This window comes from Cellulomonas sp. P1_C4 (genome assembly GCF_056406355.1).
This window is the reverse complement of sequence record NZ_JBFUAI010000002.1, coordinates 114520-127872: the sequence shown is the minus strand read 5'-3', so window position 1 is coordinate 127872 and position 13353 is coordinate 114520. Positions and strand designations below refer to the sequence as shown.

Annotated in this window: 10 protein-coding genes and 2 tRNA genes; 7 read left to right on the top strand and 5 right to left on the bottom strand. The window is 73.1% G+C overall.

Features of this window, described 5'->3' with window-relative positions:
• The first annotated feature begins 130 nt into the window (after window positions 1–130).
• Genes AC1DYZ_RS02140 through AC1DYZ_RS02130 form a run of 3 tightly spaced genes read left to right on the top strand, consistent with a single transcriptional unit; the run spans window position 131 to window position 3274 of the window.
• Complete coding sequence (locus tag AC1DYZ_RS02140) at window positions 131–1609, top strand: RNB domain-containing ribonuclease (protein ID WP_477063577.1); 1479 nt, start codon at window positions 131–133, stop codon at window positions 1607–1609.
• Window positions 1606–2658, top strand: a complete 1053-nt coding sequence (locus AC1DYZ_RS02135) for a nucleotide exchange factor GrpE (RefSeq protein ID WP_477063576.1) — start codon at window positions 1606–1608, stop codon at window positions 2656–2658. Before AC1DYZ_RS02140 ends, AC1DYZ_RS02135 begins: the two co-directional genes overlap by 4 nt.
• Window positions 2659–2677: 19 nt before the next feature.
• A complete protein-coding gene (locus tag AC1DYZ_RS02130) occupies window positions 2678–3274 on the top strand; it encodes a YdeI/OmpD-associated family protein (RefSeq protein ID WP_477063575.1) in 597 nt (198 codons plus the stop codon).
• Here AC1DYZ_RS02130 and AC1DYZ_RS02125 read toward each other — a convergent pair.
• Window positions 3271–4806 carry an MFS transporter gene (locus AC1DYZ_RS02125; RefSeq protein ID WP_477063574.1) on the bottom strand — a complete coding sequence of 512 codons (1536 nt, stop codon included), beginning with the start codon at window positions 4804–4806 and terminating at the stop codon, window positions 3271–3273. The genes AC1DYZ_RS02130 and AC1DYZ_RS02125 overlap by 4 nt on opposite strands.
• Window positions 4807–5102: 296 nt before the next feature.
• Between AC1DYZ_RS02125 and AC1DYZ_RS02120 the strand changes: the two genes are divergently transcribed.
• A tRNA-Ser gene (locus tag AC1DYZ_RS02120) sits at window positions 5103–5191 on the top strand.
• Here AC1DYZ_RS02120 and AC1DYZ_RS02115 read toward each other — a convergent pair.
• A complete protein-coding gene (locus tag AC1DYZ_RS02115; protein WP_477063573.1) occupies window positions 5173–6453 on the bottom strand; it encodes a low temperature requirement protein A in 1281 nt (426 codons plus the stop codon). The genes AC1DYZ_RS02120 and AC1DYZ_RS02115 overlap by 19 nt on opposite strands.
• A gap of 99 nt (window positions 6454–6552) precedes the next feature.
• On the opposite strand from AC1DYZ_RS02115, the gene AC1DYZ_RS02110 reads away from it, so the two are divergent.
• Together AC1DYZ_RS02110 and AC1DYZ_RS02105 are read left to right on the top strand one after the other, a co-directional pair.
• Window positions 6553–6625 (top strand) — tRNA-Arg (locus AC1DYZ_RS02110).
• A 146-nt stretch (window positions 6626–6771) separates the two neighbouring features.
• Window positions 6772–7170: a hypothetical protein gene (locus AC1DYZ_RS02105; protein ID WP_477063572.1), complete on the top strand. Its 399-nt coding sequence runs from the start codon at window positions 6772–6774 to the stop codon at window positions 7168–7170.
• 9 nt (window positions 7171–7179) lie between these two features.
• Here the strand turns inward: AC1DYZ_RS02105 and AC1DYZ_RS02100 are convergent, their stop codons facing one another.
• On the bottom strand, window positions 7180–7968 hold the full coding sequence (locus tag AC1DYZ_RS02100; RefSeq protein WP_477063571.1) for a hypothetical protein: 789 nt from the start codon (window positions 7966–7968) through the stop codon (window positions 7180–7182).
• On the bottom strand, window positions 7965–9410 hold the full coding sequence (locus AC1DYZ_RS02095) for an outer membrane protein assembly factor BamB family protein (protein WP_477063570.1): 1446 nt from the start codon (window positions 9408–9410) through the stop codon (window positions 7965–7967). The genes AC1DYZ_RS02100 and AC1DYZ_RS02095 overlap by 4 nt, the downstream gene beginning before the upstream one ends.
• Before the next feature lie 144 nt (window positions 9411–9554).
• Between AC1DYZ_RS02095 and lysX the strand changes: the two genes are divergently transcribed.
• Complete coding sequence (lysX, locus tag AC1DYZ_RS02090; protein WP_477063569.1) at window positions 9555–12926, top strand: bifunctional lysylphosphatidylglycerol synthetase/lysine--tRNA ligase LysX; 3372 nt, start codon at window positions 9555–9557, stop codon at window positions 12924–12926.
• 2 nt (window positions 12927–12928) lie between these two features.
• Here the strand turns inward: lysX and AC1DYZ_RS02085 are convergent, their stop codons facing one another.
• The gene (locus tag AC1DYZ_RS02085) at window positions 12929–13324 is read right to left on the bottom strand and encodes a hypothetical protein (protein WP_477063568.1); all 396 of its coding nucleotides are present in this window, start codon (window positions 13322–13324) and stop codon (window positions 12929–12931) included.
• Between the last annotated feature and the right edge of the window lie 29 nt (window positions 13325–13353).

Here is a 13353-nt window from a genome sequence, read left to right as displayed (position 1 = left end):
CGCCCGGTGGATGGCCCTCGCCGCCGACGGCGCGCGAGGGCCATCCGCCCCGGGGCGGATCGCCCGCGCGCGTCGACGAGCCGACCGCATATGACGGGCGTCCGCCCCGGCGCCCGCCTAGGCTCGCGACGTGCCCCGACGCCACGTCCAGCTGCACGCCCGCCCGCCGCAAGAGGCGCACGGGGAGGCGGTCGACGTCCTCGTCCGGCGGGGTCTCGACGCGCTGCGCCGCGAGCTGGACGTCCCCGCCGACTTCCCGCCGGGCGTGCTCGCGGAGGCGTCGTCCGCGATCCGCCGCGGGCCGAACCTCCCGCGGGTCGACGCCACCGACGTCCCGTTCGTCACCATCGACCCCGAGGGTTCGAAGGACCTGGACCAGGCCGTCCACCTCGCCCGCCGGGGCGACGGCTTCCGCGTGCAGTACGCGATCGCCGACGTCGCCGCGTGGGTCGATGCGGGCGGCGCGATCGACGACGAGGCCCGCGAGCGCGTCGAGACCCTGTACGCCCCCGACGGCCGCACGCCGCTCCACCCGCCTCTGCTCTCTGAGGGGGCCGCCAGCCTGCTCCCGGACCAGGTGACCCCGGCGCTGCTCTGGACCATCGACCTCGATGCCGCGGGTCAGCCCGTGTCCACGACCGTCGTGCGCGCCTCGGTACGGAGTCGCGCCCAGCTGACGTACGTAGGCGCCCAGGCCGCGCTCGACGACGGTTCCGCCGACGAGTCGCTGCAGCTCCTTCGCGAGATCGGCACCCTCCGGGAGGCGGCGGAGCGCGCGCGCGGCGGCATCACGCTCCCCACGCCGGAGCAGGTGGTCGAGCAGGGCGCCGACGGCGTCTGGACGCTGGGCAGCCGCGCGACCCTGCCGGTCGAGGAGTGGAACGCGCAGATCTCCCTGCTCACCGGCATCTGCGCGGCGCGATTGATGCTCGACGGACGCGTGGGCATCCTGCGCACCCTGCCCGACGCCGATCCCCGCGACGTCGCACGCCTCCGCCTGTCCGCCCACGCGCTCGGCGTGCCGTGGCCCGACGGCGCCACCCCGGCCGACGTCATCCGGGACCTGGACGCGGCCAACCCCGCGCACGCGGCGCTGCTCACGGACGCCACCTCGCTGCTGCGCGGCGCCGCGTACGTCGCGTTCGACGGCGAGCTCCCCGCGTTCACGATGCACGCGGCGATCGCCGCCCCCTACGCGCACACGACGGCGCCGCTGCGCCGGCTGGTGGACCGGTTCGTCGGCGAGACCTGCCTGGCCCTCAGCGCCGGCACGCCCGTCCCCACCTGGGTCCGCGACGCGCTGCCCGAGCTGCCCGGGCTCATGGCATCGGGGGACAAGCACGCCGCCGAGTTCGAGCGCGGGTGCATCGACCTTGTCGAGGCCGCCCTGCTCACGGGCCGGGAGGGCGAGGTGTTCGAGGGCGCGATCGTCGATGTCCGCGCCGACCGCGACGCCGGCGTCGTCCAGCTTCGCGACCCCGCCGTCCGCGGCCGCATCGAGGGCGCGGGCCTGCCGCTCGGCGAGGACGTCCGCGTCCGGCTCCTCGAGGCGTCCGTGCCACAGCGCAAGGTCCGCTTCGAGCTGGAGACCCCACGGGTCGGACCGTGAGCGACTTCGACGACGTCGTGGACGACCTCTACGGGGGAGCACCCGCGGAGTTCATCCCGCGACGCACGGCAGCGGTCAAGGCGGCGAAGGCCGACGGCGACAAGGAGCTGGCGGCCGCTATCGGCGACCTGCGCAAGCCGACGGTCTCGGCCTGGCTGGTCAACCTGCTGGTCCGCGACGACCCGGCGCTCGCGGGCCAGATCGTCGCGCTCGGGGAGGGCCTTCGGGAGGCGGAGAAGTCACTCGACGGCCCGGCCCTGCGCGAGCTGTCATCACAACGCCGTCAGCTGGTCCGCTCGCTGGTGGCCCGCGCGCGGCGGCTGGCGCAGCAGAAGATCGGCGACGCCGTCACCCAGGAGCTCGACGCCACCCTCACCGCGGCGCTGGCGGACCCGGAGGTCGCCCGGGACGTGGTCTCCGGACGGCTCACGGCCGCGCGCGAGTACTCGGGCTTCGGCAGTGCGGGCGGCGCATCGGTGACGACGGGCGGGAGCTCGTCGGCAGGCTCGTCGAAGAAGGCAGACGCCGCGCCGCCCAAGCCGCCCGCCCGGCCGCGCCTCACCGTCGTCGGTGGCTCGGGCTCCTCGCGCCCCACGCGTGCGACAACCGACGAGGCCCCCGAACCCGAGGAGAGCGCGGAGACCCGCGCCGAGCGCGAGCGGCGCGAGCGGCGCGAGGAGCGCGAGCAGCGCGCGCGGGACGAGGCCCAGGCCGCCTGGGAGAAGGCCGACCGGGCCGCACGGGAGGCGCGGGAGCGGCACGATGCCGCCGTCGCCGCCCGCGACGACAGCGTCGCGCAGGTGTCCCGTGCCGAGGAGGCCGCCCGGCGCGCGCACGAGGAGGAGGACGACCTGGTCCGCGAGCTGGCCGAGGTCCGCCGTCGGCTCGCGGCCGCCGGCAAGGCCGCCGTCGCCGCCGACCGCGAGGTCGGCCTGGCCCAGCAGAACCTGCGCCACGACGAGCGCGAGGTCACGACGACGGAACGTGAGCTCACCCGGGCCGACCGAGCCCGCGCCACCGCAGCCGCAGCCCGCGACGCCGCGCCGTAGCCTCGAAGAGGAGGAGGCAATGGTCGGCAGAGACGACGCCCCGTGGGTGCACGTCGAGACGGTCCAGGAGTGGCGGGACTGGCTCCTGGCGAACCACGCGACGTCGTCCGGCGCGTGGCTGGTGTCGTGGAAGGCACCCACCGGCAGGCCGGCGGTGAAGTACGAGCTGGCCGTCGAGGAGGCGCTCTGCGTCGGCTGGATCGACTCGGCCGGCCGCACGATCGACGACGAGCGCCACGCGCTCTGGTTCACGCGGCGCAAGCCGGGCAGCGGCTGGGCACGGACCAACAAGGAGCGGATCGTGCGGCTCGAGGCCGACGGTCGGATGACCGACGCGGGCCGGGCGCTCATCGACGCGGCGAAGGCGGACGGTTCGTGGACGCTGCTCGACGACGTCGAGAACCTGGTCGTGCCCCACGACCTCGCCGCGGCGTTCGACCGCTACCCGGGCTCGCGCGCGCAGTTCGACGCGTTCCCGCCGTCGGCCCGCCGCACGATGCTCGAGTGGCTCGTGCACGCCAAGCGCCAGACGACGCGAGCCGCGCGTCTCGAGGAGATCGCGCGGCTCGCGGCGGAGGGCCGGCGGGCGTACCCGCCGTCCCCACGGACTGCTTAGGCGGCGACCGCAGACTCCGCCGGCAGGTCGTCCTTCTTGGCCGTGATGAGCGTCAGCGCCGCGACGAAGCCGAGGGCCAGCAGGATCGCGCCGCCGAGGTAGGCCACGTGGAAGCCGGCGACCTGGGCGCTCGCGAGCGTCGTCGCCGCCGAGGCGTCGGCCCMGCCGGCGGTGAGGTCGGCCAGCTTGTTCGCCGTCGCGCTGAGGGAGAACGTGCTCAGCAGCGCGAGGCCCAGCGAGCCGCCGACCTGCTGCGACGTGGTGAGCAGGGCGCTGGCGACGCCGGCGTCGTGCTTGCCCACCCCCACGAGTGCGGTGCTCGACGCCGGGATGAAGACCGCGGCCATGCCGAGGCTCATGACGACGATGCCCGGCAGCACGCTCGTGGCGTAGGACGACTCCGGCGTGGTGCGCAGCAGCAGGAGCATGCCGGTGGTGGCCAGGGTCAGGCCGACCAGCATGAGCGGCTTCGGCCCGACGCGCGGCAGCAGCTGCGCGACCACGCCGGCCATGGCGATGATCCCGATGCTGAACGGCAGGAACGCGAAGCCGGCCTTCAGCGGCGTGTAGCCCAGGACGTTCTGGAAGTAGAGCGTCATGAACAGGAACATCGAGAACAGGCCGGCGCCGACGAGGAAGAACACCAGGTACGAGCCGCCGCGGTTGCGGTCCAGCGCGACGCGCATCGGCAGGAGCGGGTTCTTCACGCGGGTCTCGACGACGACGAACGCCACCAGGCACAGGACCGCGAAACCGAGGAAGCCGAGCACGGTGGGATCGGTCCAGCCGACCGCCGCCAGGGTGCCGTCGGCAACGACCTCCTGCTTGGCGGCCTCGGTGAACCCGTAGACCAGCGTGGCCAGGCCGAGGCTCGCCAGGATGGCACCGGGGACGTCGAGCTTGGTGTCGCCGGGCGCCTTGGACTCGCGCAGGTAGCGGACGGCGAGCGCACCGGTGACCAGCGCGATCGGCAAGTTGACGAAGAGGCACCAGCGCCAGTTGAGGTACTCGGTGAGCACGCCGCCGAGCAGCAGGCCGATAGCGGCGCCGCCACCGGAGATCGCGCCGAACACGCCGAACGCCTTGGCGCGCTCGCGGCCCTCCGTGAAGGTCACCGTGATGAGCGCGAGCGCGGCGGGCGCGAGCAGCGCGGCGAACGCGCCCTGCAGCGCGCGAGCGGCGAAGAGCAGGCCCTCCGTCGCCGCGGCGCCGCCGAGGCCCGAGGCGAAGGCGAAGCCGACCAGGCCGATGACGAACGTGGTCTTGCGGCCGAGGTAGTCGGCGATGCGCCCACCGAGCAGCAGCAGCCCGMCGAACGCCAGCGTGTAGGACGTGATCGCCCACTGGAGGTCCGCGGACGCGATGCCGAGGTCCTTCGCGGCGGACGGCAGGGCGATGTTCATGATCGACGAGTCGAGCACGATCATCAGCTGCGCGACGGCGATGATCCCGAGGATCAGCCAGCGGCGGGGGTCGGGGGTCTCGGTCATGGACGGCGCGTCCGCGACGGACGTGAGGGCAGGCTCGGACATAGAGCACTCCGATGTGGAGAAGGGGGCGGCGTCGCCAGGGGAGAGGGGGACCGCTGGGGGTCCGAGGGGCGGACCCGACGAGACGGGCGCCGGGCTCAGCACATCAGTGCCGCCGGGGCCGGTCAACGAGTTTTCGGCCGGGTCCGCAGCGATCCTCTCAGCCGTTCCGCAGAAAGTTGCGGTCGGCAAGCTGTGGCGATGTTCACGGTCGTCGGCGGGAATGAAACGACGCGCCGCCGCAGGTCAGCCCCCGCTTTGGAGGTGGGCCGCCCGCACGGGTACCCTGTGCTGGTCCTGGAGACGTCGCATAGCCCGGTCTAGTGCGCGACCCTGCTAAGGTCGTGAAGGCGTAAGCCTTCCGTGGGTTCAAATCCCACCGTCTCCGCTCTGTGAATCACTGCTTCCCGAAAGCCCGGTCCTTGGACCGGGCTTTCGTTGTCTCCGGCCCAGCACGACGTCGCCGACGATGACCGCGAGCAGGACCGCGTTCGACACCCAGTTCAGCGCCAGCGGCGTGATCGCGTCCCGCAGCAGGAAGACCGCGAGCACCACGACGACGCCGGTCAGGTGCGGCACGGACCACCGGCCACCGGTCGCTCGTCGGAAGAAGGCGTTGCCCAGCAGGTAGACCGCCGCCGCCCCGCAGACCAGCCCCGCGGTCCACGTGCTCGTGTGCCCCAGGGGGTGCTGCAGGACGAGCTCGTCGGCGACAGCGGTCAGGACGATGCCGACGATCAGTAGGAACGGCACGTAGGTGTAGGCCGTCTGCGCGACCATGCCGGGTTCTTCCTGCTGGGAAAAGTAGGCCGTGGCGGACTGCTCGGAGCGGTCGAAGAACAGCAGCCACATGAGGACCGTGCTGACGAACGCGGCGAGGAACGCGAGCAGCGTCGTGCCGGTCAGCTCGAGCTCCGCGAACGCGGAGCCGGTCACGATGATCGACTCGCCGAGGCTGATGATGAGGAACAGGGACACCCGCTCGGCCATGTGGTCCCCGCGCACGGCCCAGGTCGTGGGGTCCGTCGGGCCCATGAAGGGCACCCAGAACAGCGCGCGGGGCCCGGCGAGGTCGATCAGGGCCGCGATCACCCAGAGCACCAGCCGGACGTGCTCGTCGGCGAGGGCGCCGGCGATCCAGAACGCGCCGGAGACGCCCAGCCAGACGGCGATCCGCACGAAGTTGACGGCGTTCTCGGGCCAGTGCCGGCCCATCGCCCAGAGGGTGAACAGGGTGCGTCCGAGCTGGATCGCGACGAACGGGACCGCGAACACCAGCGCCTTCGACTCGAACGCCTCCGGGATCGCGCTCGACATGAGCAGCCCGAGCAGCATGAGGACCAGCAGCATCGCGCGGACGGGCACCTTGTCGGGGTCCAGCCAGTTGGTCACCCACGTGGTGTCGATCCACAGCCACCACACCGCCCACCCGAGCACCACGGTGTGCAGCAGCGTGGTGAGGTCGGGGTGCGCGATCAGGGAGTGCGACAGCTGCGTCACCGCGAACACGAACACCAGGTCGAAGAACAGCTCGACGTACCCGACGCGGCTGCTGTCGCGCCCGTCGCCGTGCCGCAGCACGTCGGCCCGCATGCCCCACGTGCCGCCGCCGGTGCCGAGTCTCCCCGGGGCCGCCCCCGCCGTCGCCATGCGCGCGATCCTGCCATGACCGTGTCCCGGGTCACGGTCATCCGGTTTGGGCGACCGGGCCTCTGGCCTGTATCGTCGTCTCCGGCCCTGCGGGGCCATGCGCCCGTAGCTCAATGGATAGAGCATCTGACTACGGATCAGAAGGTTGGGGGTTCGAGTCCCTTCGGGCGCACATCACAGAGGCGCACCGCGGTCACGCGGTGCGCCTCTCGCGTTCCCGGGTGACGCCACGCCGCCCTTCCCGGCGTCGACGCCGAGGAGGACACTCGGTGGGGAGGGGGCCCGAGGTCGCCGCGAGGCGACGAGTGGAGGCGCGCCGTGCGACGACGACGGCTGATCTTCCGGTCGACGGTGGTGGTGCTCGCGCTCGGCGCGGTGGTCGGGCTCGTGATCCCGATGACGGGCGGCGGCCAGTTCGGCATCGGCCCGGCCCTCCTGGCGATGGTGTTGGCCGCGGTGGCGTTGGCCGAGGTCGGCGCGCTCGTCGGTGCCATCCGGGACCGGAGTGCGCCGGAACGCCCGCCGAGCCACACGTGGTGGGTGTGCGAGCTCCCCGTCGACCATCCGTTCGTGCTCGTCGCGGCGTCGACCGCGGACAACCCCACCTGGCGGTGCAGGCGGTGCGGCACGGAGCGGCACACCCCGCCGCCGCGGGCGGTCGTCGACTCGATCTCCTCCGCGGAAACCTCGTGGGTCGAGCGGCGCGACGCCTTCTGAGGGGCGCCGTCAGCGGGCGGGGCTGTGGGTCCGCACCGCGCGCGCGAGCGTCGCGTCGAAGACGACCAGGTCGCCGAACTCGACCCACCGGCACGAGCCGGGCGGCAGGCCGTGCTGCGCCGCGAGGTCGTCCCGCGCCGCCCGCATCGACCGTCGCCACACGACGATCGAGGCCACGAACCCCGTCGTCCCGACGGCCGCGAGGACCCACCCGGTCGTCGGACCGTTCACCGCCCCGAAGACCCAGGACACGAAGAGGACGACGAACGACAGCCAGGCCGTCAGCCGTGCGAGCTGGACCACGAGCAGGCGGCGTGCCGCGTAGGGGCTGAGACGGGTCTGCCACTCGGCCGAGATCCTTGCGGCGCGGGGGTCGCGGGGCGGGCGCGGCATCGACGCGACCCACGCGCGCACGGACATGGTTCGCAGGAGGAGCAGGGGGACGCCGCCCGCCGCGAGGCACGCCGCGGCGACGGTCGCGGACCCCGCCGAGCGCTCGACCAGCGAGTCGATGGCTCCCCAGACAGCGGCCAGCAGCAGCATCACGAAGGGCGCCGAGACCAGCACCGTCCGCCCCGCCCGCCAGAGCGCGCGCGCGCCGAACGCGAGCATCAGCGCCATCGCGACGAGGAGCTCGGCCACGGCGAACACGCCGCGGTCGACGAAGTTGTTCTCCCACGAGGTCACCGGCACCCACGCGTGGGCGACGACGACGGCGGCGCAGCCGATCAGACCGGCGGCGACCAGGACAGCCCACACCACGACCACGCGGACGGCGACGGGGCGCGGCGCGCTCACTCGAGCATCACGTACTCGTCGGCCGCCAGGTCGCGTCCGACCAGCGTGCTGCCGATCGCCGCGACCTCGGTGACGCCGGGCGGGTAGGGCACCCGGAAGTCCTCGTGGCCGCCCACGGGGTCGTAGGCCACCAGCGCGGGGGTCGCCCCGTCGAGGGCGGCCAGCACGTGCTGGCCGTCGGTCAGGATGGCGCGCGGCTGCAGGTCGGTCTCCCGGCTCGTGGTCCACAGGACCCGGCCGGTGCGACCGTCGAGCGCGACGACCTCACGGCTGGTCGCGAGGTAGACGCGGCCGCGCAGAACGAGGGCGTTCGAGACGAGCGCGACATCCTGCGTCCACCGGCTCGCGCCGGTGTCGGCGTCCCAGGCGTGCACGCCATCGTCGGACGTCAGGAGCAGGCCGCGGACGCTGCCGTCGTCGACCGTCACCTGCAGCGGCTGCCCGTCGACCGTCACGTCGCTGTCCGGGTCGCCGTCGGCCGCGACGAACGTCGTCCGCGGGGAGCCCGCCGCGTCCCCGCTCTGCATGACGAGCTCGCCGGTGCGCGGATCGATCATCCAGCCCCAGCTGCTGTCGCCGACCGTGTCGCTCATCCGGCGGACCACGGTGCCGTCCGGGCCGACCAGCTGCAGCGATCCGCCCGACGGGGCGTACCCGAGGAGCTCCCCGGCGCGGAAGATCGAGACGTACCGCACGCCCGGGTCCGAGAGGGCGAACCCCTCGGGCTGCCGGTCCACGTGCGACCACCGCAGCTCGCCGGTGAGCGAGACGTACGCCGTGAGGGTGGTGTCCCGGGGGGTGGCGGACCCGAGCACCACGCCGCCGGAGAAGAGCGCCATGCTGTCGCCGTGGTCGACCGGCCACTGGGCGAGCACGGCTCCGTCGCTGGCAGACAGGACGACGACCCGGCGCACGGTCGCCGGGACCTCGGCGAACCCGCTCCCGCCGTCGACGATCGAGCCCCCGTCGGTGACCAGGCACACGAGGTGCGCGGCGGTGCTGGGCTCGGCGCCCGGAGCGCTGTCCATCTCGCACGTCGTGCCGATGAGCACGTCGCCTTCGGCGTCGGCGAACCTCTCGTCGGCGCCCGCGAGCTCCGTGGTCCACCCGTTCCAGGTGACGGTCTGCGAGCCGTCGCCGGCGACGTGCACGACTCCGCCGGTGTCGCCGTACAGCACGCCGAGCTCGGCGGGGGGAACCCGGCGCGCGACCGCCAGGGTGTCGTCGACCGGCCTGAGCACCCCCGGCACCTCGGCCAGCCGCGCCACCGCGGCGCGCTCGCGGGCCACCCCCACCCACTGGGTCAGGGCGACGGTGATGACGGTGGCGATGCCGGCCACGACGAGCCACCGTCGGGCGATCCGGTGCTGTTCGGGGCTCGGTGCGGCGGCGCCGTCGTCATCGAGGAGCTCGACCTCGAGCATCCCGCCTCCGCGTGCCATGGCGAGACAGTACCCACGCGGCGGCCACCCCGTTCTCTCCGGTGCCGGGTGAGGCCCAGGAAGCGATCTAGCGCGATCATCCGTGCGCCGTTAGGTTCCACAGAAGGCTCGCCGGGCGGGCGGCGCACGGAGAGCGGGGAGTACATGGCCGACGTCGTCACCACGACAGGCGGGGACGACGCGGCGGTCGTCGTGCCGCTGGACCGCCGCCCGAAGGTCGGCGACAGCGCCCGCCTCGACGACCGGTGGCCCGACCGGTTCGCCGCGGTGATGTTCCTGGCCAGCGCCCTGGTGCTGGTCGCCGCAGCGGTCCCCCCGTGGCGGCAGTACTTCGCGCGCGAGGACGACCTCGTCTCGATGCTGGCGCTGCCGATCATCCCGAACCTCATCTATGCGGCGCTGCTCGCCAGCGTCGGGATCGCCCTGCACCGCCGGATGCGGTCGGCCTGGTGGATCCTCGTCGTCTGGTGGGTCGTGCTCCCGCAGCTCGACCGGGTCCTGCGGCTGTTCGAGGGCGGCTCGCCGGTCAACCTGGTCGGCTTCGTGCTCATCACCGCGGTCTTCGTCGTGCTGCTGCGCTCGCGCCGGCAGTTCGGGGCCAAGGCGGTCCGGGGCAGCTTCCTGCGGGCGCTCGCGCTGTTCCTCGTGGGCGGCACGGTGGTGCTCATCATCGGCTCGTGGCTGGTCGCGACCTTCGGCCATGCGCCCACCGCGGGCTCGTCGGCCCTGTTCGTGTGGGACAGCATGCTCGGCGACATCGGCGAGGTGGACGACGCGAGCGCCGCGACCGCGCCGCTGTGGGTGCGCGCGGTGATCAACCTGCTCGCGGCGGCGACCGTCGTCGGCTCGACCGTCCTGCTGTTCCGCTCGCCGGCGTACACGCGCACGCTGGACGCCGCCGACGAGGCACGGGTCCGCACGCTGCTGCGGGAGTTCGGGTCCGAGGACTCGCTCGGGTACTTCGCCACCCGCCGCGACAAGTCGGTGGTCTGGGAGTCGGGGGCGGCCGCGACGGCGCGCGCGGGGGTGTCCTACCGCGTGGTCGGCTCGGTCAGCCTGGCCAGCGGGAACCCCGTCGGCGATCCGCTCTTCTGGGCGGCCGCGATCGACCAGTGGCGCCGCCAGGCCCGGACCAACGGGTGGTCGCTGGCGGTGATGGGCGCGGGCACTGCGGGCGCGCTCGCGTACACCGAGGCCGGGCTGACCGCGTGGGAGATCGGCGACGAGGCGATCCTCGACATGTCCACGTTCTCGCTCGCCGGGCCCGGCATGAAGGCGGTGCGGCAGTCGGTGACCCGGCTCCAGCGGCGCGGGTACACCACGCGAGTGTCGAAGCACGAGTCGCTCGACGCCGAGCAGTTCGCCGCGCTCGACGCGGCGGCCGCGCAGTGGCGGGGCGACGGCGGCGACGAGCGGGGCTTCTCGATGGCCCTCGGCCGGCTGGGCGACCGGCTGGACGGTGACTGCGTGCTGGTGGAGGCGTTCGACGACGACGGGCAGCTGCGCGGGTTCCTCAGCTTCGTCCCGTGGGGGCGCACCGGCGTCTCGCTGGACCTCATGCGGCGCGACCCGACCGCCGACAACGGGCTCGTCGAGCTCATGCTGGCGTCGCTGGCCGAGCGGGCGACCGCGTTCGGCGCCGGCCGGGTGTCGCTCAACTTCGCGATGTTCCGCGAGGCGTTCGAGCGCGGCGCCGAGGTGGGCGCCGGGCCCATCGCGCGGCTCTGGCGGCAGTCGCTGGTGCTGGCGAGCCGCAACTGGCAGCTGGAGTCGCTGTACCGCTCGAACGCGAAGTACCTGCCCGAGTGGCAGCCGCGCTTCATCTGCTTCGAGTACACCTCGGACCTGCCGCGCGTCGGCACCGCCGCGGGCAGCGCGGAGGGCTTCCTTACGCGGCCGTCGCTGCGCCTGCTGAACCGGCGGGGCAAGACCACCGACGCCCTCGATCGCGCCGGGGACGAGTACGCCGCCGCCGTCGAGGCGCAGATCCCGCAGGCCCCGGACGCGGTCGAGGAGGCGTTGTCGGGCCACCGGCTCCCGGAGCAGCAGCGGGTCCGCCGCGAGAAGACCGACCGGCTGCGCGCCCGCGGCATCGACCCGTACCCGGTCACCTACCCGCGGACGCACACGCTGGCCGCCGTGCGCGCCGAGGCGGGGGACCTTCCCCCCGACACGGTGACCGGGCGGACCGTGTCGGTGACCGGGCGGCTCATCCGCAAGCGCGACGGCGGGAAGCTGGGCTTCGGCACGCTGCGAGACGGCAGCGGCGACCTCCAGGTCATGGTGGGCGCGGACTTCGTCGGCGCCGACGACCTCGACCTCTGGCGGCACGACATCGACCTCGGCGACCACGTCGGTGTCACCGGCGAGGTGGTCACCACCCGTCGGGGAGAGCTCTCGGTGCGGGCCGCGTCGCTCCAGATCACGAGCAAGTCGCTGCGGCCGCTGCCCGACAAGCACAAGGGCCTCATCGACCCCGAGGCGCGCATCCGCGCCCGCTACGTCGACCTCATCGTCCGGCCGGCGGCGCGCGACATCGCCTACACCCGCGCGACGGTCGTGCGCAGCGTGCGGGACTCGCTGCACGTCCGCGGGTTCACCGAGGTCGAGACGCCGATGCTCCAGGTGGTCCACGGCGGTGCCAACGCGCGGCCGTTCGAGACGCACATCAACGCCTACGACATGGACCTCTACCTGCGGATCGCGACCGAGCTGCACCTCAAACGGCTGGTCGTCGGCGGCATGGAGAAGGTGTTCGAGATCGGCCGGCAGTTCCGCAACGAGGGCGTGGACTTCAAGCACAACCCGGAGTTCACGTCGCTCGAGCTGTACGAGACGTACGGCGACTACGACACCATGCGGGTCCTGACGCAGGAGATCATCCAGGAGGCCGCCACCGCGGTGTACGGCTCACCGGTCGCGCGCCGGACGGACGCGGACGGCGTCGTCACCGAGTACGACCTCTCGGGCACCTGGCCGGTCAAGACCGTCTGCCAGGCGGTCTCGGAGAAGCTCGGCGACGAGATCACCGCCGACACCCCGCTGGAGGTCCTGCTCCGGCACGCCGACGCGATCGGCCTGGAGCTCGAGCCGGACGCGACCTGGGGCGTGGTGCTCGAGGAGATCTACGGCGAGCTCTGCGAGAGCACCACCACGACGCCGGTCTTCTACACCGACTTCCCCAAGGAGAACGCGCCGCTGACCCGCGAGCACCGCGTCGACCCGCGGCTGGCAGAGAAGTGGGACCTGGTGATCTTCGCCTCCGAGCAGGGCACCGCCTACTCCGAGCTGATCGACCCGCTGGACCAGCGCCGCCGGCTGGTCGCCCAGTCGTTGCTCGCCGCGGCCGGCAACCCCGAGGCGATGCAGGTCGACGAGGACTTCCTCACCGCGCTCGAGTACGCGATGCCGCCCACCGGGGGCATGGGGATGGGCGTCGACCGGCTGGTGATGAACCTGACGGGCCTCAGCATCCGGGACACGATCCTCTTCCCGCTGGTCAGGCCGACCCGCTGAGGTCAGGCCGCCGCCGCGCGGTTCTTGTCGATCCGGTTGCGCAGGAAGATCAGCGGCAGGACCAGCGTGGCGAGCATGGTGACGAGCCAGACCGTGAGCGAGCCGAAGACCCAGGCGGTTCCCGTCTTGATCGTGATCGAGTTGTTGATCAGCGTCGCGATCCAGAGCGACACCACCGTCGAGACCAGCCCGACCGCGCCCGTGAGCGCGTTGGCGTACTTGCGCGTCATCACCACGAACCACGGCGTGAGGATGCTCTGCAGGGCCGCGAACACGACGACCGCGACGAGGAAGCCTTCGGCGCTCACCGAGAAGTCGTCGACGATCAGCGAGGCGATCCACAGCCCGAGGGCGGCGGAACCGAGGAAGATCAACGCGCGGATGAGGAAGACGACCATGGGCGCACGCGCTCCTTCGTCGGCGGCAG